This is a genomic window from Xanthomonas sp. NCPPB 3761, assembly GCF_041475705.2.
Classification (GTDB): domain Bacteria; phylum Pseudomonadota; class Gammaproteobacteria; order Xanthomonadales; family Xanthomonadaceae; genus Xanthomonas; species Xanthomonas phaseoli.
Genome location: NZ_CM191262.1, coordinates 27,802 through 51,460, shown reverse-complemented (window position 1 = coordinate 51,460; position 23,659 = coordinate 27,802). Strand labels below are relative to the sequence as shown.

Sequence of the window (23,659 nt, the reverse complement as noted above, 5' to 3'; positions counted from 1 at the left end):
CTCAATCCTCCTTGCGCTGCGATTGCAGCTTGGCAACCAATGCTTCGAGTTCGGCCAGTTCGGTATCGGTGACTTCGGCACGTTGCGACATCCACGCCACGAACGGCGACACCGACCCCTGCAGGGTCTTCTCGACGAACTGCCCCACCGCCCCGCGCACCACATCGTCCTGGCCGGCGGTGGCGCTGTAGCGGTACACACCCTCGACCTGCTTGCGGCGCAGGAAGCCCTTGGCCCGCAGCCGCTCCATCATGGTCAGCACGGTGGAGCGCGCGAGCCCGCGCGGCTCACCGAATGCCCCCGCCACTTCGCCCACGCTGGCATGCCGCTGTTCTTCGATGTATTGCAGCAGGGCCAGCTCCTGGTCCCCGATGGTCTTGCCACGCATGGCGCTCTCCATGACTACAGTTGTCGCTACCGTAGGCCTGACGACAGCTGTCGTCAATAGGTCGGATGGCAGGGGGAGGTGTGGGTGGCCGTGGCGTTCGTTTGCCGCTGCCAAGGCCAGACGACACGGCCAACCGCTTGCGCGCAGAAGCTCGCCACGCGCCGGCGCACCTGGCGCACGTCAACAAAAAGGCGCCACCGCCCTACCCCTTCAACACCAACGACGCGTCCGGATAGCGGGCGCAGATGAAATCCACGAAGGCGCGCACCTTCGGTGCAGCCAGGCGCCTGGAGGTGTGCAATACCCACAACGCCGGCTCCACGCCGGAGATCGTGCCCCACTGCAGCAACTCGCCGCGCGCCAGTTGATCCCCGGCGATCGACTGCGGAATCAACGCAACGCCGCCACCGGCAATCACCGCATCGCGCACCATCAGGAATGAGGAAAACCGCATCCGCGGAATCGGCTCCAGGACCAACCGCCGGCCATCCAGCGTCCAGGTGGTGGGCTCGAAGCTCGACATCACCACGCCTGGCACCGGATGCACCGCATCGCCAGACGGCATCGCAATGGACGGTGCGGCCACCACCACCAACCGGTCCTTGGCAAAGCAACGTCCGACCAGGCGGCTGTCCGGGCTTGGGTTGATGCGGATGGCGACATCGAACTGCTCTTCCATCAGATCGACCGTACGGTCCTCGGCCACCACCTCCAGTGTGATCTCCGGATAGGCCGCACAGAAGTCGGCGCCGATGTGCCCCATCGCCAACTGGGAGAACAACACCGGGGCCGCCACGCGCAAGCGGCCCCGCGGTGTGGTCAGCCCCTCGCGCGCGGCCGTCAGCGCCTCGGCCACTTCGCTCAGCGGCACCTGGGTGCGCTCCATCAACTGCTGCCCTGCCTCGGTGAGCTTGAGTCCCCGCGCACTGCGTTCGACCAGGCGCACCCCCAGCTGTTCCTCCAGTTCGGTGATGCGCCGCGACAAGGTCGCCTTCGATCTGCCGCTCGCGCGGCTGGCCTTGCCCAGCCCCTGGTTGGCGGCCACCAGCGCGAAATCGATCAGGGCATTGAGGTCCATGCTGTTCCAGATCTGAAACGGGATGTCTACATCCTGGCGTCTTCGTGCTGGCAGTGCAACGGCATATCGTTGCCCCACCCACCAAGCGGCCGCACCGGCATCAGCACACCGCACAGGCCGCTTGGCACCGATCCAACCTTCCATCCAACGCAGGAGATTCACCATGAGCATTCTCGTCACCGGTGCCACCGGCACCGTCGGTTCCCTGGTCACCCAAGGCCTTGCCGACGCCGGCGCGCAGGTCAAGGCGCTCGTCCGCCAGCAAGGCAAACGCCCCTTTCCGGCCGGCGTCACCGAAGTGGTGGCAGACCTCACCGACGTCGCATCGATGCGCGCCGCACTGGCATCGGTGCGCACCCTGTTCCTGTTGAATGCGGTCACGCCCGACGAAGTGACCCAGGCGCTGATCGCCTTGAACCTGGCCAAGGAAGCCGGCATCGAGCGCATCGTGTATCTGTCGGTCATCCATGCCGATACGTACACCAACGTGCCGCACTTCACCGGCAAGCACACCGTCGAGCGCATGATCGAAAGCCTGGACATTCCGGCAACGATCCTGCGCCCGGCGTACTTCATGCAGAACGAAGGCATGGTGCAGCAGACGATCACCGAATACGGCGTCTACCCGATGCCGATCGGCGCGCAGGGCATCGCGATGATCGATGCGCGCGACATCGCCGAGATCGCCGTGGTCGAGCTGCTGCGCCGCGACCGTGCAGACGGTCCGCTGCCGCGCGTCACGCTCGATTTGGCCGGTCCGCAGGCGCTGACCGGCGTGGACGCTGCCAAGGTCTGGAGCGCAGCGCTTGGGCGCGAGATCGTCTACGCCGGCGATGACGTGGCCGCCTTCGAGACACAGCTGGCGACGTACGGCCCGTCGTGGCTGGCCTATGACATGCGCCTGATGATGGCCGGCATCCAGCGCCTGGGCATGCATGCGGCAGACGGCACGGTGACGCAGTTGCAGGCGCTGCTGGGACGTCCGCTGCGCACCTATGAGGCCTTCGTGCGCGAGGCGACTGCGCCGGCGTGAGCGCATGCGGCACAGCCAGCGGTGCAGCAAGCGCGCAGAGGTTCGCGCTTGCTGTGCAATGCGCAGGGCCCGGATCAGGCCGACGTTGTTTGTGCTGCTGCACGTGTCTGGCCACCGGTTCGAAGGTCTGTCGGCGGCAGCGGCATCCATCGCAGCGCGCGCACAGGCAGCCGCAGCAAGCCGTCCGAGGTCGCGGTCATCCACCGTCGTCGGCCTTCGCACAGAGGCGCACTGCGCCACGACCATCCACCTAGAACCGGCTGGCGGCGCGCGACCAACCAGGTGGCGCCTGTCCTCGCAAGGCGTGGCGCAGCATCTTCATGCCATCCCGACAACACCACCTTCACGCTTGCGGCATTCTTGCCCTGGAGCTTCCCGATGATCCGTATCCTCGCCCCACTCGCTGCCGCTGCGTTGTTGTCGGCTTGTGCCTCCAACCAGGTGGCGCAGGTGCAGCCCATCGACGGCGCCATCTCCGGCCAGTGCCATAGCGACAAGGTGCGAGGTGCGGTGGGTCTGGCGGCAGCGGCGCAGACCATCGAACGTGCACGCGTGGATAGCGACAGCCAGCGCGTCATCGTGCGCCGCGGCGAGCGCGCCACCGGCGGCACCACCGCCAGCGGGCTGGCCGACCCGGCCCAGGGCGCCAGCGAAAGCGGCGGCGATCAGCTCACCATCGAAACCGGCCCGAACAACAGCATTACCGCCATTTATTGCGGCTGAAGATTAGGGATTGGGGAGTCGACATTCGGGATTCGGTACGGCACTCGCCGCTGTCTGCATCCCGAAACGGCCACCTGGAATGGTTGACACCGCGCCGCTGATCGTCGCCAGGCGGACATGCGCGACGCGCAGGAACCGGCGCGCGCGCGGTGCGTGATGCCCGCGCACGCCGACACCTTGGCTGTGGCGAATGCCGTGGCGTGTCAGCCTCAGGCGCTTACGCCGACTTGCGCCTTGCCGCAGACTTCGCCTGTGCCTTGAGCTTGCTGCGCGAAGCGCTCAAGAACTTCAGCGTGGCCGCTTCCCACTGGCGTTCGCCACGCACACCGGTGGCCATGGCCTGCAGCTGGCCCGCACGCCAGCCTTCGAACACGCAGGGGTCGATATAGGCCTTGCGACACACCGAGGGCGTGTTGCCCAAGGCATCGGCCACTTCACGGATGACATCGTTCTGCACCTGCGTCAGCGCGCGTTCGCTGCTGCGCTCGGGCAAGGGCAGGCGTGCCAACCGCTGCAATGCCGCCAAGGTGCCGCCCCAGGTGCGGAAATCCTTGGCGGTGAAGTCTTCGCCCATCGCCTCGCGCAGATAATCGTTGACCTCCCCCGAATCCACCGGCTGCAGCTGGCCATCGTCGTCGCGGTACTGGAACAGCGATTGGCCGGGTAGCTGCTGGCATTCGCGGATGAGTTTGACCAGCTGCTTGTCGTCCACTTCGATATCGTGGTCCTGGCCGCTCTTGCCGCGGAACTTCAGCCGCGCGCGTCCGCCTTTGAGAAATTCCATGTGCCGGTTGCGCAGCGTGGTCAGCCCGTAGGAGCGATTGCTGCGCGCGTATTCGGCGTTGCCCACGCGCACCAGGGTGTCGGCCAGCAACGCCACCACGATCGCCAGCACCTTTTCGCGAGGGAAGCCCGGCAGCAGCAGATCGCGACGCAAGCGCCGCCGCAGTTTGGGCAGCGCAGTGCCGAAGGCGATCACGCGTTCGAACTTGCCCTCGCCGCGTACCTGCGCCCACTCGGGGTGATAGCGATATTGCTTGCGCCGCCGGGCATCGCGCCCGGTGGCCTGCAGATGCCCGTTGGGCTTGGCGCAGATCCACACTTCGGTATAGGCCGGCGGAATCGCCAGCGAACGAATGCGCTGCAAGGTCTCGGCATCGGCAACGCGCTGCCCGTCGGCATCGCGGTAACTGAAGCTCTTGCCGGCCTTGCGGCGGCTGATGCCGGGCTGTTGATCGTTGACGTAGGTCAGCCCGGCCGCACGCGCGGTGGCCCTGGCCTGCGCTACAGCGGCTGCGCTTGCCACGGCGGCCGTGGCGACGGCGGCGCCGGTGGCGACCGCCGCGAGCTTGCCGGCGGTACTGACGGCGACTGCGGCATTGCGAACAACACGTTTGGCTTTCATTGCGCACAGGTCGAGGGACTGGCCGCGATTGTTGGCCGCAGCAAGACTAGGCTGCGTCAACGCTACGACAACGCCGTGTGCGCAAGCCATGCCCGTCGCGTGACTTTGTGCTTATGCTTGGGCATCCCCCTTTGCTGGAGTGATCGATGCGCGCTGTTCTACCTGTTGCTCGCCTGACCTGCACCCTGGTGATGCTGGCTGCATTGGCTGCCTGCAACAAACCGCAACCCGATGAGCAGGAAGCCGTCACCGCCAAGGCCCAGCACGCGGCCGAACAAGCCGCTGCGCCCGCGCCGGATGCAGCGCCGGACGCGCCGCCGATCGGTACCTGCGATGCCACCCAGGTGCAGTCGCTGGTGGGCCAGCCATTGACCGATGCGGTGGGCGAACAGGCGCGCAGCGATGCCGGCGCCAAGTCGGTACGTGTGCTCAAACCCGGGCAGATGACCACCATGGAATTCAACGGCGAACGGCTCAATCTGGAAGTGGACGCCAAGAACGTGATCACCTCGGTGCGCTGCGGCTGATACGGTGTTGGCGTCGGGCGCAAGACCGGCGCCAAGCCTGCTGGCACAAGGGCTTGCAGCGGTTCTCGTTGCAGCTGTAACGGTGTATTGCGGCACCGCATCAACTGTGGTCTAGTCGATCATCCGGTGACCTCTTCGAACGCTCCACGGATCGAGCGCTGCAACGTCGTCGCCGCTCTCCTAAGATCGCAAAGAGGCAGACATGGCCCCCCGCATTCGCCAAGGGCTCAACGACTACGGTCTCTACAACAGCGTGCGCGATGAGCGCGACGCGTGTGGGTTTGGCATGGTCGCCCAGCTGGACGACCAACCCTCCCGCGCGTTGGTGGATACCGCAATTGCGGCGCTCTCGCGCATGACCCACCGCGGCGGTGTCGCCGCCGACGGACTCACCGGCGATGGCTGCGGCCTGCTGATCCGCAAACCCGATGCGTTCTTGCGCGGGCTTGCGCGCGATGCCGGCATCACCCTGGGCACGCGCTACGCAGCCGGTGTGGTGTTCCTGCCGCTGGACGCAAGTGATGCGGCGCGCTGTCGCGCCGAACTGGAACGCCAGTTGCTCAGCGCTGGCGTGCAGCTGCGTGGCTGGCGCGTGGTGCCCACCGACGACAGCGTGTGCGGCCAGCTGGCGCGCGACACCCTGCCGCGCATCGAGCAGGTGTTTGTCGATGCCGGCGCGGAGCAGACCGAAGACGGCTTTACCCTGGCACTGTTCCTGGCCCGCCGCCGCGCCGAGCAGGCCTTGCAGGGCGTGCAGGATTTCTACGTCACCACCCTCTCGCCCAACGGCATCAGCTACAAGGGCATGGTGCTGCCGGACAAGCTGAGCACGTTCTACCCGGACCTGCAGCGCAGCGACCTGTCCTCCAGCGCGATTGTGTTTCACCAGCGCTTTTCCACCAATACGCTGCCGCGCTGGCCGCTGGCGCATCCGTTCCGGCTGCTCGCCCACAATGGCGAAATCAACACCATCGAAGGCAACCGACGCTGGGCGCAGGCGCGCAGCAAGGTGTGGCAGACCCCGCGTTTCGATATCGCCGAATTCGGCCCGGTGATCTCCATGCACGGGTCCGATTCGCAGAGCCTGGACAACATGCTGGAGCTGCTGATCGCCGGTGGCATGGACCTGCTGCAGGCGCTGCGCATCCTGGTGCCGCCGGCGACCCAGTCGCTGGAGTTCAAGGACGCCGACCTGGCCGCGTTCTACGAGTTCTACGGCCTCAATACCGAGCCATGGGACGGCCCGGCCGGCATCGTGGCCTGCGACAGCCGCTACGCGGCCTGCATGCTCGACCGCAACGGCCTGCGCCCGGCGCGCTGGATGCTGACCTCCGACCGCCATTTCCTGGTGGCCTCCGAGGCCGGCGTGTGGGAATTGCCGGCCGAGCGCATCACACGCAAGGGCAAGCTGGGCCCAGGCGAGATGATGGCCATCGACCTCAAGCGCGGCGACCTGCTCGATTCCGATGCCATCGACCGCATCAACCGTGCGCGCGCCCCCTACAAGCAATGGCTGCAGCAGGGCGTGACCTATCTGCAGACCGAACTGATCGACCCCTCGCTGGTGGAAGAACCTTTCAGCGAGCAGACCCTGCGCAGCTATCACAAGCTGTTCCAGCTCAGCACCGAGGAAGTGGAACAGGTGCTGCGCCCGCTGGCCGAAACCGAGCAGGAAGCCACCGGCTCGATGGGCGACGACACCCCGATGGCGGTGCTCAGCCGCCAGACCCGGCCGTTGTACGACTACTTCCGCCAGGCGTTCGCGCAAGTCACCAACCCGCCGATCGACCCGCTGCGCGAAGGCATCGCGATGTCGCTGACCACCCAGCTCGGCAGGGAGACCAACATCTTCCATGCCGGTGCGGAGACGGTGAACCACGTCATCCTCAATTCGCCGGTGCTCAGCCAGCGCAAGCTGCGCCAGCTGCTGAAGATGGAGCAGTACGTCGAGCGCAATCGCCTGATCGACCTGTCCTATAGCCTGGAAGAAGGCCTCAAGGCCGGGCTGGAACGCATCTGCCAGGAGGTGGAAGCGGCTGCGCGCGATGGCGCGGTGATGCTGCTGCTGTCGGACCGTTACCCGGTGCCGGACCGGCCGATGGCGCATGCGCTGCTGGCCACCGGCGCGGTGCACCACCACCTGTGCAAGGTGGGCCTGCGCTGCGACGTCAACCTGATCATCGAGACCGGCACCGCGCGCGACCCGCACCACATGGCCTGCCTGCTCGGCGTCGGCGCCACCGCGGTGTATCCGTACCTGGCCTACCAGACGCTGTTCGACCTGGGCCGTCGCGGCATCCTGCAACTGAGCAAGGGCGGTGAGCAGTCGCAGATCGGCCGCCGCTACCGCAAGGGCATCTACAAGGGCCTGTCGAAGATCATCTCCAAGATGGGCATCTGCACCATCGCCAGCTACCGCGGCGCGCAGCTGTTCGAGATCGTCGGGCTGGATCCGGATGTGGTGGACTTGTGCTTTGCCGACACCCCGGCACGCATCGGCGGCGTGGACCTGGCGCGGCTGGACACCGAGGCGCGCGAACTCACCGTGCGCGCCTGGAACGACCAGCTCAAGCCGGAAGTGGGCGGCCTGCTCAAGTACGTGCACGGCGGCGAGTACCACATGTACAACCCCGACGTGGTCATGACGCTGCAGCGTGCCACCCGCACCGGCGATGCCGGCGACTGGCAGAAATACGTGGACGCGGTGCATGCGCGCCCGGCCTCGACGCTGCGCGATCTGGTGCAGCTCAAGCGTGCCGACACCCCGACCCCGCTGGATCAGGTCGCTCCGGCCGAGGACGTGTTGCGGCGTTTCGACAGCGCCGCGATCAGCCTGGGCGCGTTGTCGCCGGAAGCGCACGAAGCGCTGGCGATTGCGATGAACCGGCTGGGCGGGCGCAGCAATTCCGGCGAAGGCGGCGAAGACCCGGCCCGCTACGGCACCGAGAAGCGCTCCAAGATCAAGCAGGTGGCCTCCGGCCGCTTCGGTGTCACCCCGGAATACCTGGTCAACGCCGAGGTGCTGCAGATCAAGGTCGCCCAGGGCGCCAAGCCCGGCGAAGGCGGCCAGCTGCCCGGCCACAAGGTCAACGAGCTGATCGCCCGGCTGCGTTACGCCAAGCCCGGCATCGGCCTGATCTCGCCGCCACCGCACCATGACATCTATTCGATCGAAGACCTCGCCCAGCTGATCTACGACCTCAAGCAGGTCAACCCGACCGCGCTGGTGTCGGTGAAGCTGGTGGCGCATGCCGGCGTCGGCACGATCGCAGCCGGCGTGGTCAAGGCGGGCGCCGACCTGATTACCGTCTCCGGCCATGACGGCGGCACCGGCGCCAGCCCGGTCAGCTCGATCCGCTATGCCGGCGTGCCATGGGAACTGGGCGTGGCCGAGTCGCACCAGGCGCTGGTGGCCAATGACCTGCGCGAGCGCACCATCCTGCAGACCGATGGCGGGTTGAAGACCGGCCTGGACGTGGTCAAGGCCGCACTGCTCGGCGCCGACAGCTTCGGCTTCGGCACCGCGCCGATGATCGTGCTGGGCTGCAAGTACCTGCGCATCTGCCACCTCAACAACTGCGCCACCGGCGTGGCTACCCAGGACGAGCGCCTGCGTGCCGGATACTTCACCGGCCTGCCCGAGCGCGTGGAGAACTTCTTCCGCCTGCTGGCCGAGGAAGTGCGGCAGTGGCTGTCGTACCTGGGCGTGCGCTCGCTGGACGAGATCGTCGGCCGCACCGACCTGCTCGAACAGCTGGAGGTGTCGCCGCGCCCGGGCGTCAAGGTCGACCTGTCGCGCCTGCTCACCCATGCGCGCTACGACGGTAGCCATTGCGCGGCCCAGCGCCTGTACGAATCGCCCGACAGCCTGGCGACCCAGATGGACGGCCTGCTCGCCGATGCCATCGCCCACAAGACCGGCGGCGACCATCGCTTCCTGATCCACAACACCGACCGCTCGATCGGCGCGCGGCTGTCCGGTGCCATCGCGCGCACGCACGGCAACCACGGCATGAGCGATGCGCCGCTGAACCTGCGCTTCCGCGGCACCGCCGGCCAGAGCTTTGGCGCCTTCAACGCCGGCGGCCTGCAACTGGAACTGGAAGGCGAAGCCAACGACTACGTCGGCAAGGGCATGGCGGGCGGCCGGCTGGTGGTGCGTCCGCCGCGCGGCGCGCGCTTCGAGGCACGCAACACCCCGATCGTCGGCAATACCTGCCTGTACGGCGCAACCGGCGGCGAGCTGTTTGCCGCTGGCCGCGCCGGCGAACGCTTCGCAGTGCGCAACTCCGGCGCGCTGGCGGTGGTGGAAGGTGCTGGCGACCACTGCTGCGAGTACATGACCGATGGCATCGTGCTGGTGCTAGGCAAGGTCGGCCTGAACTTCGGCGCCGGCTTCACCGGCGGACTGGCCTATGTGCTGGATATCGAGCGCGACTTCGTGGACCGCTACAACCACGAGCTGATCGACATCCATCGCGTCTCGGCCGAAGGCTTCGAGAACCATCGCCAGCACCTGCACACCTTGATCAGCCGCCACCGCGAACTCACCGGCAGCATCTGGGCGCAGCAGATCCTGGACGAGTTCCGCGACTACATCGGCAAGTTCTGGCTGGTCAAACCCAAGGCCGCCAGCATCGAGTCGCTCACCGAGTCGTTGCGCCGCGCTGCTTGAGTTTTTGCCCCCTCTCCCGCGCGCGGGAGAGGGGGCGGGGGTGAGGGCCCTGCCCCCTGCGCCCCTCATCCGCCCCTTCGGGGCACCTTCTCCCGCAGGCGGGAGAAGGGAATCAGCCACGGATTTTCTTATGAGCCGCAAACAAGCCTTCCAATTCCTCGACCTGCCGCGGACCATGCCCACGCGCATTCCGGTGGAACTGCGTACGTCCGGCGACTGGGGCGAGTTGTACGGCAAGTTCGACAAGGCCGATGCGCAATACCAGGCCGGCCGTTGCCTGGACTGCGGCAATCCGTATTGCAGCTGGAAATGCCCGGTGCACAACGCCATCCCGCAGTGGCTGCAGCTGGTGCAGGAAAACCGCATCGAGGAAGCCGCCGCGCTGTGCCACTCCACCAACCCGCTGCCGGAAGTGTGCGGGCGCGTGTGCCCGCAGGACCGCCTGTGCGAGGGCAGCTGCACGCTGGAGGAATTCGGCGCAGTCACCATCGGCGCGGTGGAGAAATACATCGTCGACACCGCCTTCAAGATGGGCTGGCGACCGGACCTGGGCAACGTGCAGCCCAGCAGCCATCGCGTGGCGGTGATCGGTGCCGGCCCGGCCGGCCTGGCGTGTGCGGACCGGTTGGCACGTGCCGGCATCGAAGCGGTGGTGTACGACCGTTATGAGCAGATCGGCGGGCTGCTGCAGTTCGGCATTCCCAGCTTCAAGCTCGACAAGTCGGTGATCGGCAAGCGCCGCGAGATTCTCGAAGGCATGGGCGTGCAGTTCCGCCTGGGCGTGGAGATCGGTCGCGACGTCAGCATCGAGCAGCTGCTGGCCGAATACGACGCGGTGTTCTTAGGGACCGGCGCGTATCGCTATACCGACGGCGGCCTGCCCGGGCAGGACCTGAAGAACGTGCTGCCCGCGCTGCCGTTCCTGGTGCACAACAGCCGCATCGTCAGCGGCAACGACCCACACGGCCGGCCGATCGCCGGCTGGGAAGACCAGCTCGCCCTGCCCGACCTCAACGGCAAGCGCGTCGTGGTACTGGGCGGCGGCGACACCGGCATGGACTGCGTGCGCAGCGCCATCCGCCTGGGCGCAGCCAAGGTCACCTGCGCCTACCGCCGCGACGAGGCCAGCATGCCCGGCTCGGCACGCGAGGTGGCCAACGCCCGCGAAGAAGGCGTCCGCTTCCTGTTCAACCGCCAACCGCTGTCGATCGAATCCGGCGCCGACGACGAAGCCATCGGCGTCACCGTGGTGGAAACCAAACTCGGCGAGCCCGATGCCAGCGGCCGCCGCAATGCGGTGCCGGTGGAAGGCAGCGAATCGCTGCTGGAAGCGGACGTGGTGATCATCGCCTTCGGCTTCTCGCCCACCCTGCCCGACTGGCTGGCATCGCAAGGCGTGGAGGCCGGCAGCAACGGCCGCATCGTCGCCCCATCCGATGGCCACGGCCGCCTGCCCTACCAGACCAGCAACCCGCGCCTGTTCGCCGGCGGCGACTGCGTGCGCGGCGCGGATCTGGTGGTCACCGCAGTGGCCGAAGGCCGCGACGCGGCGGGCAGCATCGTGCAGATGCTGGGAGTGAAGGCGCAGGTCAAGGAGCCGGCTACGGCGTGAGAGGCGCTGGCCCCACGCTCAGGTCACTCGTTACCTGTCTGCTTATCTTGACAGCCAGTAGCGCTATTGCAGCACCGGCCGCCACATGCCAAGAATCGGACAATCTGCGGTTTGATGGCTTGCCTCTTTCCATTGTGCAGATGGAGCAGATTGGTTTCACGTACGCCGCTAAAAATACAAAGGCGCCGCAAGTGCCATTTGCTTATGCCAACAAAGATTGGTTGTGGCTCAAGGAGCAATATCGGCCTGGAGATTATTTTCTGGCTTATGAGCAGCTCTGGCCAGCGAGTGGCAAGCCGTTTGCCTCGGGTTACGCGCTTGTACGCGGAAGATGTGTACTTGGCGCGCTGAGCATTCGAGTCTCGTAATCGAGCTGCGTTTTGCACGCTTCACTTAATTAAGATTTTAGATATGACCATTGCCATCTATATCGATAGCTGCGCGTGGAACTACCTTCATGACAGGGCAATAGATCTCGCAACTGAACTTCCGTCCGACATATATACGCTACACCTAACTAGAGAAGTAGAAATCGAAATTGAAGCGATCCCTGACGGCGGTAAAAAGGAAGCGCTCAAGGCCTACATTTTTGCTAGTATTGAGCGTTCGTCCATAAAGACGGCATCAGTATTCGGCTTCCAAACCCTCGGATCTGACGGCTTGCCCTCAAAAGCCCAAGTTTACGGCGGATTCGGACAGGGCACGTTTCAATCCGACGCAGATCGAAGATTTTATGCATTGCCAGAGATTAAGTGCCAGTTACGCGGAAAAAGCTCACGCAAGACCGGGTTGAGTAATAATCAGGCTGATGCATCTTTAGCTGCCCGCTCGTTTGGCGCCTTCGTGCTGACGAACGATGAAAAGCCGGGGCCCTTGAAGCTGGCGGCAGACAAGAGTGGAAAGATCGTATATCTTGCCGAAGAAGTAGACAAAAGTGGGCTCACGCTGGGCGAATATATGTCGCGATTGCGACAGTCCATTGAGTAGGCATGCCATGTGGCGTGGCCCCTTTCTTAAGCAGGCACTGTTTTTTATGCGCCACTGCCTGCGTCGAATGAAGACGCAGGCAGTGACATCAAGCTAATGCGGGGCGATCAGGCCGCCTTATCCAGCGTCGCCATGTCGATCACGAAGCGGTACTTCACGTCGCTCTTGAGCATGCGCTCGTAGGCCTCGTTGATCTGGTCGGCGCGGATGGTTTCGATGTCCGAGACGATGTTGTGCTTGGCGCAGAAATCCAGCATTTCCTGGGTCTGGCGGATGCCGCCGATCAGCGAGCCGGCCAGGGTGCGGCGCTTCATCACCAGGTTGAACACCGCCGGCGACGGGTGCGACTGCTCGGGCACACCAACCAGCACCATGGCACCGTCGCGCTTGAGCGCATTGAGGAACGGGTCCAGGTTGTGCGGCGCGGCCACGGTGTTGAGGATGAAATCCAGGGTGTTGTACTGCGCGGCCATCTGCGCTTCATCCTTGGAAATCACCACTTCGCTGGCGCCCAGGCGCATCGCATCGGCGCGCTTGCTTTCGGAGGTGGTGAACAGCACCACGGTGGCGCCCATCGCCTTGGCGATCTTCACCGCCATGTGGCCCAGGCCGCCGAGACCGACCACGCCCACCTTCTGGCCCGGACCCACCTTCCAGTGTGCCAACGGCGAATAGGTGGTGATGCCGGCGCACAGCAGCGGTGCCACCGCGGCCAGGTTGTCGCTGTGGGTGATGCGCAGCACGTACTTCTGGTCGACCACGATATGGTCGGAGTAGCCGCCGTAGGTGTTCTCGCCGCCGCCGAACATCGGCCCGTTGTACGTGCCGGTGAAACCCTGTTCGCAATACTGTTCTTCGCCTTCCTGGCAGGAGGCGCAGCTGCGGCAGCTGTCGACCATGCAGCCAACACCGGCAAGGTCGCCAACCTTGAAGCCGGTGACCGCATTGCCCACCGCCGTGACGCGGCCGACGATCTCGTGGCCGGGCACCGAGGGGTACAGCGTGTTGTGCCATTCGTTGCGTGCGGTATGCAGGTCCGAGTGACACACGCCGCAGTAGGCGATGTCGATCTGCACGTCGTTGGGGCCGGGCGCGCGGCGCTCGAACACGAACGGGGCAAGTGGTTGGTCGGCGGCCTGGGCAGCGTAGGCGTGGGCTGTGCTCATGGAAAACTCCGGGGTGTTGCGTCGTCGGCGAGGCGCGCCAACAACGGGGAGAGGGGATCGATAGCTTAAAACGCGTAGATGTCGCACTCCTGCGACAGTGCGTCTTACCTGGTCTCTTGCGAACGCGAGCGCAGCGGCATGATGCGCCTTGCGCTTGTTCGCAGGCGGTCAAATCCGGGCGTTGCGCGTGAATGGCGCGCTAACGTGCGAGCTCCCAGACTCACGCAGCAGCAGATGGCGCTGCACCATCTGCGCTGGCCGTGCCCTCCCCCGCGGCCGCCCACGTCGATGCCGAAGGAGACTTTCCATGTTCCGCACTCCCCCGCACTTTCCCCGCTTGCGCATCGCCGCGCTCGCGCTGACCTTGCTCGCCGCCGGTCCGTTGGTCCAGGCCAAGGAGCCGCCCGGCCCCAGGAAGGAAACCGCCGGCCTGAAGTATGTCGGCGTCAATCTGTCCGGCGCCGAGTTCAACTCGCGCAAGAAACCCGGCACCTTGTTCAAGGACTACACCTACCCTGCCGCCTCGGACTTCAGCTATTTCGCCGGCAAGGGCATGAATACGATCCGCCTGCCGTTCCTGTGGGAACGCGTGCAGCCCGAGCTCAATGGCCAGTTGGACCAGGCCCAATTGTGGCTGATCAAGAAGTCGCTTGAGGCAGCCAAGGCCAACAAGCAGTACCTGATCCTGGATCTGCACAACTACGCCACGTACAACGGCAAGCGCATCGGCACCAGCGATGTGCCGGCCGGCGCGTTGGCCGACCTGTGGCGCCGGCTGGCGTTGGAGTTCAAGGACGACAAGGCGGTGATCTTCGGGCTGATGAACGAGCCCAATGGCATTTCCGCACCCGACTGGGCCAATGCCGCGCAGGGAGCGATCAACGCGATCCGCAAGACCGGCGCGAAGAACCTGATCCTGGTGCCGGGCACCGCCTATACCGGCGCGCACAGCTGGCGCAGCACCAGCTACGGCGTCTCCAACGCAAAGGCGCTGGAAATCCTCAAGGACCCGGGCAACAACCTGGCCTTCGAAGCGCATCAATATCTGGACAAGGACTACAGCGGCACCAAGCCGGTATGCATCAGCGACTCGGTCGGCCAAGAAAAGCTGCAGGGCTTCACCTCGTGGCTGCGCGAGAACAAGCAGAAGGGCTTTCTGGGCGAATTTGCCACGGCCAACAATCCCGTCTGCGACAAGGCGCTGGAAGGCATGCTGACCTACATGGAAAAGAACAGCGACGTGTGGCTGGGCTGGGCCTGGTGGGCGGCCGGTTCCTGGTGGAAGCCGGACTACCCCTTCACCGTGCAGCCGGGCAAGGACGGCAGCGACAAGCCGCAGATGGCGATCCTGAGCAAGTACGCACGCCGCGCCGGCAAATAAGCGGCGGCGCAGGCTAAAGAGTGGTCGCAACCCGTGTTGCGGCCACTTTTTTTGTCATTGCCGTGTACCGCGTGGGGCAGCCTGCTTCGGAGAAAGGCAGACCGCTGCTGGCTCGCTGCGTGTAGCAGAAGGCAGCGGCAATCCTGCGCCAGTCCACGTGCTACGTGTTGCCGTGTGCGCGCTTCGATGGCGTGCAACGGCTAGCTATCGAGCGCTTGCCATGTCTCCCATGCGCTTGTGCAAAATGCCGTGCAACGCTGCCGTCTTGGCACGCGCTGGTGCGATGCGATTGCGCCACGCGACATGGATATCGCAAAAGCGGTCTCATCCAATACGCGCTATCGCGTGCGCGAAACGCACTATATCTGCGCACTGCCGGCCGCCGTGGCATCGCACTCCCCGCTCCACAGCATCATCAATCAGGAACCCTTCGCGATGGCAGATGCGCGCTGCAGTGCCCAGGCATTGCCTGCAACGCAGCTGCATTCGCACAATGCGCAGCACGCCGTCGCGCAGGTCATGGTGTGTGCCACGCGCATGAAGCATGTGCAAACGGTGCGGTGCGTTCGGGCCATGCGTGCGCGCTCTAACACAAGAACTGCGTGTCACTGCACAGCTTGGCCGATTGATCCCTCTCAACCGTAGTTTGTGCGGGCGTATACGCCTAGTCTGGTGACGGACGCGTTGCTGTCGTACCTCGCACGAGCTCATGCCCCTCTCAGCGCGCCGTCCTTGTACACGTCTTTCGCACGCAGAAGTCTCAGGAGTTCCCCCATGAAATCCCCTATCACGCGTACGCGCCGGCCGCGTTGCCGCGCGCTGTCTCTCCTATTGCTTGCCGCCATGCCGCTCGCGCAGGCGCAAAGCACCACCAGCCTGAAGTATGCAGGCATCAATCTTTCCGGCGCCGAGATCAAATCCTCGCAAAAACCCGGCGTGCTCAACATCGACTATCGGTATCCGGCGGCCGATGAATACGCCTACTTCGCCGGCAAGCACATGAACACCGTGCGCCTGCCGATCCTGTGGGAACGGCTGCAGCCAAAGGCGGGCGGCGAGTTGGACCCGGCGCAGCTGGCGTTGATCCGGCAAGCGGTCGCCAACGCCAAGGCGACCAACATGTACGTGATCGTGGATGTGCACAACTACGCCAAGTATTACGGCCATACCATCGGTAGCACGAAAGTGCCGATCAGCACTTTCAACGATCTGTGGCGACGGCTGGCGATCGCCTTCAAGAACGACAACGCCGTGATCTTCGGACTGATGAATGAGCCTTACGACATCGATCCGCAGGCGTGGGCAACGGCCGCACAGGCGTCGATCGACACCATTCGCAAAACCGGCGCGAACAATCTGATTCTGGTGCCGGGTGCGTTATGGACAGGCGCGCATAGCTGGTACTCCACGGTGGCCGGGCAATCCAATGCAGTGGCGATGGCGTCCATTCGCGACCCGCTCAATCGGTATGCCATCGAAGCGCATCAATATCTGGATGCCGATTCCAGCGGCACCAGCGGCGGTTGCGTCAGCGCCACGGTCGGGGTCGAACGGCTGCGCAGCTTCACCGAATGGCTGCGTTTGAACAAAAAACGCGGTTTTCTCGGCGAATTCGGCACCGGCAATACGGTCACCTGCAATCTCGCGCTCAACGGCATGCTGGGCTACATGGAATCCAACAGCGATGTGTGGATCGGCTGGTCCTGGTGGGCGGCAGGCGCGTGGTGGAGCGCGGCGTATCCGTTCAACGTGCAACCGGATGCGCAAGGGCGCGACAAGCCGCAGATGTCGATATTGAGCGCGCGTGCGCGCCGGATTACCGATTAAACGCGACCGACGCACGTAGCGAGTTGTCGTCAGGCAGGCGCGAATGGCGCGCAAAGCACAACGCAGGTGGTCCACGCCAACGCCCGCCGCGCCCGCCTGACGCTTGCACGCCGGTGCCTTGGCTGCTGTTCGCAACGGCAGACGCGCGCGGGCGCAGCAGGCATCTTCGCCACACAGATCACGTTTCTAGACGGTAGCGAGCACGCGCGTTCTACCGGGCTGAGCCTTACCGCGATTGGCCGCTCTGCCCGTCTTTTCTCGGAAGGGATCGAGGCAGCCTATGCCTGCAGTCTCGGTGGCAGTTTCAATGCGGCATAACGTCATGGACATGACGCCATGCAACTGACGGCAGACGCTTCCATACGACGCAAAATCGACAGCGTGGAAGAGCGCATGCCGCACTGACGCAAATATCGGGCGATATCACGCGCTTTTGTGCGGCCTATCAATCTCGACAACGCGCCTTGCAGAGTGTGACTGCGATGCAGTTCGCATATCGGCGCTGGATCGACGACACGCAGCATTTGGGCACGGCTGATGCATTGACTCAGACCGATGCAGCGCATCGCGCGCAACGCGCATGCACTGACCTGCATCGCCCCCCGTCTGAGGAGTTGTGTCATGTCTGCTGTCTGTTTTTCGTTGCGCGCGCTACTGCGCTCTACGCTGTTTTTGATCGTGTTCGGCAGCCTGCCGCTGGCCCACGCGCAGACGCGCGCGCTCACCTATGCCGGCGTCAATCTGTCCGGTGCCGAATACGCATCGTCCAAAAAGCCCGGCGTCCTCAACAAGGACTATATGTACGCCGCGGCCAGCGATTACACCTATTTCGCCGGTGTTGGCATGAATACCATCCGCCTGCCGATCCTGTGGGAACGGCTGCAGCCCACCGCACGCGGGGAACTGGATCCGGCACAGCTTGCGTTGCTGCAACAGGCGGTCGCACGCGCCAAGGCAGCCGGCATGTATCTGGTCATCGACATCCATAACTACGCCAAGTATTACGGCTACAAGATCGGCAGCGCGGAAGTACCGGTGACCACGTTTACCGATCTATGGCGTCGTCTCGCACTGGTGTTCAACAGCGACAACGCGGTGATGTTCGGGCTGATGAATGAGCCCAACAACATTTCGGCCAGCGAATGGGCCGGCGCAGCGCAGGCCGCCATCGATGCCATCCGCAGGACCGGTGCCAATAACCTGATTCTGGTACCCGGCGCATTGTGGACCGGTGCGCACAGTTGGTATTCCCCCACGACCGATGGCTACTCCAACGCCACCGCGCTGACGTCCATCTACGACCCGCTCAATCGCTACGCCTTCGAGGTGCATCAATATCTGGATGCCGATTCCAGCGGCACCAGTAGCACCTGCGTCAGCAGCACCATTGGCGCCGAGCGCCTGCGCAACTTTACGCAGTGGCTGCGCACCAACGGCAAGCGCGGCTTTTTGGCTGAATTCGGCACTGCCAACAATGCGGTGTGCAACCAGGCGCTGCAAGGCATGTTGGCGCATATGGAAGCCAACGCAGATGTGTGGCTAGGTTGGACCTGGTGGGCGGCCGGTTCGTGGTGGAACCTCAGCTATGCGTACAACGTGCATCCCAACAAGGACGGCACCGACAAGCCGCAGATGGCGATCCTGTCGCCACAGGCCGCACTGGCCACGCGCGCACCGGTTGCTGCTACCGCGGTGCGCAGCGCCGCTGCATCGACTTCCGCAACAAGCACATCCGCTGCACGCACGACACGCTGATCCCAAACGAAGCCGACGCAAGGCGGCTTTGCTTCTGAACGCACACAGCGCGCGTGGGCACACCGCATGGGCATGACGAGATGCGCGCAGATTGCGGCGATTTCCAGCATGGATGGACACGACGATGCGTGCTCAACCGCAGCATCCGGTTCGATGTAAATATCGCGTGCATCGCAGGTGAGTGAGCACCTGGGTGTTTCAGCTAACTGAACTTTCGGTGCGGCCGCTTGCCAGTTTTCACCTGATGGCGATAGGCGGCGCTCCAGCATGAGCACACTTCACTGCAGGAGCATCCTCATGACACAGCGATTGATGAAGACCGCACTGATCGGCGCATTTGCCTTGCTGTCGCAGGGCGCCTTGGCACAGGCGGCCGACAAGCCCACCAAGGCGCTCACTTCCGGTGAGGTCACCAGCATGCTCACCGCGAAGGGCTATACCAAGGTGCATGACGTCAAGTTCGAGCATGGCGTCTGGACCGCAGACGCGCGCAGCGGCGACGGCAAGGACGTGGACGTGCATATCGACCCGGTGACCGGCCGCGTCTACGGCGACCAGACCACCTCCAAGCTCAGCGAAGCCGACGTGCGCGCATCGCTGTCCACCGGCGGCTATGCCGATGTGCACGACCTCAAGTTCAAGGATGGCCTGTGGAAAGCCGATGCCAAGCGAAATGGGGAAAAGGTCGAACTGCACGTGGATCCGGAAGACGGCCACGTGGTGAGCGTGGATAACGACTGAGTGCGCGGCGTCACGTTCGCGCGCCGGGCGGGCAGGGTAGATCGAGCGTCGCACAGAATGCACGCTCGCTGCGTGACCACACGGCCAACCCGTAGGCCGACCTGTCGCGTCGATGCAGCACGCTAATGATCGCGCAAGCGCACAGCTGAGCAATGTCGTGCGGCTGATCGCCAGATGCTTCACATGAGGCAACAATGCAAAAGGCCTCCGGTGGGAGGCCTTTTGCATACAGATGGTTTTCAACAATGGGCGCCCAAGGCAGATTGCTCATGCAGTCGTGCCACGCCGCGTGGCAATAGTGGCGTGGCGGCCTTAGTGTGGCGACTTGGCCTTGTCCGTCTGCGGGGCCGTGCTGGACGCGTCGGCCGGCTGCGCGGTCGCCGCGCTTGCGCCAGGCCTGCCGGCCATCATTCGATCGCGCGCAGCCTTGAACGGGTTGCCGGGGTACCAGTTGGGCCAACGGTCGCCAGCGGCAACTTCCTTGCCCACGCCATACACCACCTGCAGGTCTTCGATGGTGCCATCGAGCTTCCAGGTGGCGGCATCGTATTCATCGCCAGGCGCGTGATAACGATGGCGTCCGTAGTCCTCGGCTGCGGCACGTCCGGCAGCGGTGCCGCCCTCGCGCAGGTCTTCGCCGCCATCGGCATACAACGCCGGCATGCCGGCCTTGGCGAAGTTGAAGTGATCCGAACGGAAGTACGAGCCGCTTTGCGGGGTGGCTTCTGCGTGCAGGGTGCGCCCCTGCATGGCGGCGAGCGGCTTGAGGATGTCCTCCAGCTCCGAACTGCCCATGCCCACCACGGTGACATCGCGGGCACGTCCGGCCACCGACATCGCATCCAGATTGATCACCGCCGCGATCTTGTCCAGCGGGAAGCTCGGGTTGGCCACGTAGTACTTGGAGCCCAGCAGGCCCGATTCTTCCAGCGTCACCGCCAGGAACACCACCGAGCGCGCCGGCTTGGGGTCCTGGTGCGCGAATGCATCGGCAATTTCCAGGATGCCGGCCACGCCGGTGGCGTTGTCCACCGCGCCGTTGTAGATGTTGTCGCCGCTTTCGCCCGGATGCTTGCCCAGGTGATCCCAGTGCGCCATGTACAGCACCGCCTCGTCGGCGTGGCTGGTGCCCGGCAGCACGCCGACCACGTTGCGCGAGGTCTTCTGTGCGATGGTGCTCTTCAGGTCCACCGACCAGCTGGCCTTCAACGGCACCGGCTTGAAGCCGCGCTTGCTGGCGTCCTTGTAGGCCTGTGCCAGGTCCAGCCCGGCATCGGCGAACAATTGCTTGGCGGTTTCGGCACTGATCCAGCCCTGCACCGGCAGGCGCGGGTCCGGGTCGTCCTTGGCCGGCAGGTCGTATTGCGGGCCGGACCAGGAATGTTTCACCACGTCCCAGCCGTAGCTGGCGCCGGGCGTGTCGTGCACGATCAACGCCGCAGCCGCGCCCCTGCGTGCGGCTTCTTCGAACTTGTAGGTCCAGCGCCCGTAGTAGGTCATGCGCTTGCCGTCGAACAACTTGGCATCGTCGGTGTGGAAACCCGGGTCGTTGACGAACATCACCACCGTCTTGCCCTTCCACTCCTGGCCGGCGTAGTCGTTCCACTGCTGCTCGGGCGCGTCCACGCCGTAGCCGACGAACACCAGCTCGCTGTTGTCCAGCTTGACCTCCGCTTGCCCTGTGCGCGTGCCGACCACGATGTCGGTGCCGAAGGCGAGGGTGCGGGTCTGCGCGCCGCTGCGCAGGCTGGGCGCGGTGGATGCATCGGCGGTGGTTTCCACCATCGGCACCTCCTGGAACCAGCTGTCGCCATTGCCCGGCTGCAGCCCGATGCGCTGCATCTGGTCGCGGATATAGGTCACGGTCTTTTCTTCGCCGGGCGTGCCCGGGCCGCGGCCTTCGAAGTCGTCCGACGCCAGTGTCTTGACCAGTTCGGCGAAGTCGCCGGTAGTCATGTCCGGGGAGAAGGTGTGACGGCTGACCGGCGCGCTGGGCGCGCTATCGGTTGGCGTCTGCGCGGCAGGCGCGCCCGGCGCATCGGCGGGTTCGCGTTTGCAGCCGGCCAGGGCCAGCGTCGCGGCCAGGCACAACAGGATCTTGCGGGGCATCGGAACTCCTCGTGCGGCGGAATCCCGATCTTAGAGCGTGCGCCGCATGGTGAGGTGAGCGCGCGGCTGCGTGTGCTGCAGTTGCATGACGGGCAGGGCAGGGCATCTGGAGCAGGCGCCCTGGCTCCGGCGCACGCACCGGCAGGTGCGTGCGGCCTCGGTCAGTCCTTGGGCGCAACGTCGCTGTCGAAACTGCGCGCGGTGGCGCCGCTCACCGCGCCGATCTTGGCGCTGCGGTGCACGTACAGGTTGACCTCGCGCTCGAAGTGCAACGGCCCATCGACCACCGCATCCGGGCCGATCACCACACGCGGCTTGCGCGAGGGCTGGAACGAAAAACCGAAGCTCGGCTTGCTCACTTCGATGCCGCCGCGCACATGCGAGCCCACCCCGACCGTGATATCGCCGTTGACCGTCTCGATGCCCTTGCCGAGCTCGGTCCCCACCAGCCCAATGCTGCCGTTGACCGTTTCCACGCCGCCGCTGATCCGGCTGCCGCGCTCGGCCAGGATGCTGCCGTTGACCGTTTCCAGCCCGCCGGACACCGTCACTTTCTGGCCCAGCGTGATCGAGCCGTTGACCGTTTCCACGCCACCGGTGCGCGCGTTGTCGCCGATGCGGATGCCGCCATTGACGGTTTCCACGTTCTTGGTTTGCGCACCGGCACCGATCTCGATGGAGCCGTTGACCGTTTCCAGGGCGCCATAGGTCTTGCCGGCATCTGCGCTGATCCTGCCGTTGACCTTGCTGACGTCCTCGTCGGCCCAGGCGCTCGTGCAGACCAGGGACAGTGCCAGGAGGAGAATTTGGGGCTTCATGCTGAACCTCGCGCGGCGGTGGTTGTCTGGGGCGTGGCGGCGATCACATCATGCTTGGCTACAATCGCGCACCTGCCTGAAGTCACTGGATCTTTCGTTGCCCCCTTCGTCCGCACCGCTGCCGCGCCTGCCGCTCGCTCCTTCCACCGGCCGTGGACGGCTGTGGCTGGCGGCGGGTGTGCTGGCCTGCACGTTGCTGGGCAGCGTTGGCGCAAACGCGCAGAGCCAGCGCGAGACCGAGCGCAAACTGCAGCAGCTGCGCGATGAGCTCAAGACCATCAGCGCCGATCGACGCGAGCTGGAAGGCAAGCGCGGCACCGCCGCGCAACAGTTACGCCAGGCCGACGAGAAAGTGGCCAAGACCGCACGCGCCTTGAGCGAAACCGAAGCGGCGATGCGCACGCAGGAACAGCATCTGTCCACCCTGCAGCAGGAACGCGCGCAGTTGCAGCGCGGCCTGCAGAGCCAGCGCACGCAGCTGGCGGCATTGTTGCGCGCTGCCGATCAGGTGGGCCGCAATGCGCCGTTGAAGGTGCTGCTGTCGCAAGACACGGTGGGCGATGCCACGCGCATGCTGGCCGATCACCGCTATGTGCAGAACGCGCGTGCGCAGCGCATCCACGCCCTGACCACGCAACTGGATGCCCTGGCGAAAGTGGAACAGGACATCGCCACCCGCCGCCAGGCGCTGGATGCCGCACGCGCGCAGCAAAAGGCGCAAGCGGCCACGTTGCAGAAAGATCGCTCGCAACAGGCGGCCACCGTTGCGCAACTGGACGACCGCTACAAACAGCGTGCCGAGCGCGAAAAGGCGATCGGCCAGGACGCCAAGGCGCTGGAACAACTGCTCGCCAATCTGCGCGCGGCGGCCGCCAAGGCCGAAGCCGAACGGCGCGCTGCCGCCAAACGCGCTGCCGCCGAAGCCGCCGCGCAGGCCAAACGCAGCAAGACCGAGCGTTCCGATCGCCCCGGCAAGACGCCGCCCAAGGTGGTCGCCAACGCACCGGCGCCCAAGGTCGGTGGGCTCAGCTGGCCGGTGGTGGGCAATCTGCTGGCGCGCTTCAACGCCACCTTGCCCGATGGCCACACCAGCAAGGGCGTGCTGATCGGCGCGCCCAAGGGCAGCACCGTGACCGCGGTGGCCGATGGCACGGTGGTGTTTTCCGACTGGATGACCGGCTACGGCATGATCCTGATCGTGGACCACGGCAACGGCTACATGAGCCTGTACGCGCATAACGACACCTTGCTGCGCGATGCCGGCGCATCGATCAAACGGGGCGAGGCGGTGGCCAAGGTCGGCAGTTCCGGCGGGCAGGGCGTGCCGGCGCTGTATTTCGAATTGCGTCGCAACGGGCAGCCGGTGGATCCATCGAGCTGGCTGCAACGCCGCTGAGCGCCGCGCACCGCCGCGATTCAACGCGGATTTACCGC

Annotated in this window: 19 protein-coding genes; 13 read left to right on the top strand and 6 right to left on the bottom strand. The window is 65.0% G+C overall.

Annotated elements, in window-relative coordinates; genetic code table 11:
- Position 1: 1 nt before the first annotated feature.
- Together ACCQ00_RS00225 and ACCQ00_RS00220 are read right to left on the bottom strand one after the other, a co-directional pair.
- Positions 2 to 400 (bottom strand): BlaI/MecI/CopY family transcriptional regulator, encoded by a 399-nt coding sequence (locus tag ACCQ00_RS00225; RefSeq protein ID WP_180301610.1) that lies wholly within the window; start codon positions 398 to 400, stop codon positions 2 to 4.
- Positions 401 to 590: 190 nt separating this feature from the next.
- Positions 591 to 1,466, bottom strand: coding sequence for a LysR family transcriptional regulator (locus ACCQ00_RS00220; protein ID WP_039570029.1), 876 nt, complete (start codon positions 1,464 to 1,466; stop codon positions 591 to 593).
- A 163-nt stretch (positions 1,467 to 1,629) separates the two neighbouring features.
- Between ACCQ00_RS00220 and ACCQ00_RS00215 the strand changes: the two genes are divergently transcribed.
- Both ACCQ00_RS00215 and ACCQ00_RS00210 read left to right on the top strand, forming a co-directional pair.
- On the top strand, positions 1,630 to 2,499 hold the full coding sequence (locus ACCQ00_RS00215; RefSeq protein WP_039570027.1) for an SDR family oxidoreductase: 870 nt from the start codon (positions 1,630 to 1,632) through the stop codon (positions 2,497 to 2,499).
- Positions 2,500 to 2,877: 378 nt separating this feature from the next.
- On the top strand, positions 2,878 to 3,222 hold the full coding sequence (locus ACCQ00_RS00210; protein WP_008572913.1) for a hypothetical protein: 345 nt from the start codon (positions 2,878 to 2,880) through the stop codon (positions 3,220 to 3,222).
- Between the two features lie 217 nt (positions 3,223 to 3,439).
- Here the strand turns inward: ACCQ00_RS00210 and ACCQ00_RS00205 are convergent, their stop codons facing one another.
- Positions 3,440 to 4,717 (bottom strand): DNA topoisomerase IB, encoded by a 1,278-nt coding sequence (locus ACCQ00_RS00205; protein WP_017154810.1) that lies wholly within the window; start codon positions 4,715 to 4,717, stop codon positions 3,440 to 3,442.
- A gap of 56 nt (positions 4,718 to 4,773) precedes the next feature.
- On the opposite strand from ACCQ00_RS00205, the gene ACCQ00_RS00200 reads away from it, so the two are divergent.
- The 5 genes from ACCQ00_RS00200 to ACCQ00_RS00180 all read left to right on the top strand — a co-directional run bounded on the left by ACCQ00_RS00200 (position 4,774) and on the right by ACCQ00_RS00180 (position 12,428).
- Positions 4,774 to 5,154: an I78 family peptidase inhibitor gene (locus ACCQ00_RS00200; RefSeq protein ID WP_017154809.1), complete on the top strand. Its 381-nt coding sequence runs from the start codon at positions 4,774 to 4,776 to the stop codon at positions 5,152 to 5,154.
- A gap of 202 nt (positions 5,155 to 5,356) precedes the next feature.
- Entirely contained in the window at positions 5,357 to 9,829 is a 4,473-nt protein-coding gene (gene gltB / locus ACCQ00_RS00195; protein WP_372354035.1) for a glutamate synthase large subunit, read from the top strand.
- Between the two features lie 130 nt (positions 9,830 to 9,959).
- The gene (locus ACCQ00_RS00190; RefSeq protein ID WP_039570023.1) at positions 9,960 to 11,441 is read left to right on the top strand and encodes a glutamate synthase small subunit GltD family protein; all 1,482 of its coding nucleotides are present in this window, start codon (positions 9,960 to 9,962) and stop codon (positions 11,439 to 11,441) included.
- Positions 11,442 to 11,560: 119 nt separating this feature from the next.
- Positions 11,561 to 11,809 (top strand): hypothetical protein, encoded by a 249-nt coding sequence (locus ACCQ00_RS00185; protein ID WP_228507884.1) that lies wholly within the window; start codon positions 11,561 to 11,563, stop codon positions 11,807 to 11,809.
- A gap of 43 nt (positions 11,810 to 11,852) precedes the next feature.
- Positions 11,853 to 12,428, top strand: a complete 576-nt coding sequence (locus ACCQ00_RS00180) for a hypothetical protein (RefSeq protein ID WP_039570021.1) — start codon at positions 11,853 to 11,855, stop codon at positions 12,426 to 12,428.
- 107 nt (positions 12,429 to 12,535) lie between these two features.
- Here the strand turns inward: ACCQ00_RS00180 and ACCQ00_RS00175 are convergent, their stop codons facing one another.
- The gene (locus ACCQ00_RS00175) at positions 12,536 to 13,594 is read right to left on the bottom strand and encodes an NAD(P)-dependent alcohol dehydrogenase (protein ID WP_008572924.1); all 1,059 of its coding nucleotides are present in this window, start codon (positions 13,592 to 13,594) and stop codon (positions 12,536 to 12,538) included.
- A 307-nt stretch (positions 13,595 to 13,901) separates the two neighbouring features.
- On the opposite strand from ACCQ00_RS00175, the gene ACCQ00_RS00170 reads away from it, so the two are divergent.
- From ACCQ00_RS00170 to ACCQ00_RS00150, 5 genes are all read left to right on the top strand, one after another.
- The gene (locus ACCQ00_RS00170; RefSeq protein ID WP_039570018.1) at positions 13,902 to 14,975 is read left to right on the top strand and encodes a glycoside hydrolase family 5 protein; all 1,074 of its coding nucleotides are present in this window, start codon (positions 13,902 to 13,904) and stop codon (positions 14,973 to 14,975) included.
- Between the two features lie 237 nt (positions 14,976 to 15,212).
- Positions 15,213 to 15,620, top strand: a complete 408-nt coding sequence (locus tag ACCQ00_RS00165; protein WP_039570016.1) for a hypothetical protein — start codon at positions 15,213 to 15,215, stop codon at positions 15,618 to 15,620.
- 186 nt (positions 15,621 to 15,806) lie between these two features.
- Positions 15,807 to 16,802, top strand: coding sequence for a glycoside hydrolase family 5 protein (locus ACCQ00_RS00160; RefSeq protein ID WP_306316039.1), 996 nt, complete (start codon positions 15,807 to 15,809; stop codon positions 16,800 to 16,802).
- A 621-nt stretch (positions 16,803 to 17,423) separates the two neighbouring features.
- A complete protein-coding gene (locus ACCQ00_RS00155) occupies positions 17,424 to 18,557 on the top strand; it encodes a glycoside hydrolase family 5 protein (RefSeq protein WP_039570056.1) in 1,134 nt (377 codons plus the stop codon).
- A 297-nt stretch (positions 18,558 to 18,854) separates the two neighbouring features.
- Positions 18,855 to 19,298 carry a PepSY domain-containing protein gene (locus ACCQ00_RS00150; protein WP_039570013.1) on the top strand — a complete coding sequence of 148 codons (444 nt, stop codon included), beginning with the start codon at positions 18,855 to 18,857 and terminating at the stop codon, positions 19,296 to 19,298.
- A 312-nt stretch (positions 19,299 to 19,610) separates the two neighbouring features.
- On the opposite strand, the gene ACCQ00_RS00145 is transcribed toward ACCQ00_RS00150, so the two are convergent.
- Together ACCQ00_RS00145 and ACCQ00_RS00140 are read right to left on the bottom strand one after the other, a co-directional pair.
- Entirely contained in the window at positions 19,611 to 21,407 is a 1,797-nt protein-coding gene (locus ACCQ00_RS00145) for a M28 family metallopeptidase (protein ID WP_039570011.1), read from the bottom strand.
- Between the two features lie 161 nt (positions 21,408 to 21,568).
- The gene (locus ACCQ00_RS00140; RefSeq protein WP_017155960.1) at positions 21,569 to 22,225 is read right to left on the bottom strand and encodes a DUF4097 family beta strand repeat-containing protein; all 657 of its coding nucleotides are present in this window, start codon (positions 22,223 to 22,225) and stop codon (positions 21,569 to 21,571) included.
- A gap of 97 nt (positions 22,226 to 22,322) precedes the next feature.
- Here ACCQ00_RS00140 and ACCQ00_RS00135 point away from each other — a divergent pair, with 97 nt between their 5' ends.
- On the top strand, positions 22,323 to 23,621 hold the full coding sequence (locus ACCQ00_RS00135) for a murein hydrolase activator EnvC family protein (protein WP_180301611.1): 1,299 nt from the start codon (positions 22,323 to 22,325) through the stop codon (positions 23,619 to 23,621).
- Positions 23,622 to 23,659: the final 38 nt, after the last annotated feature.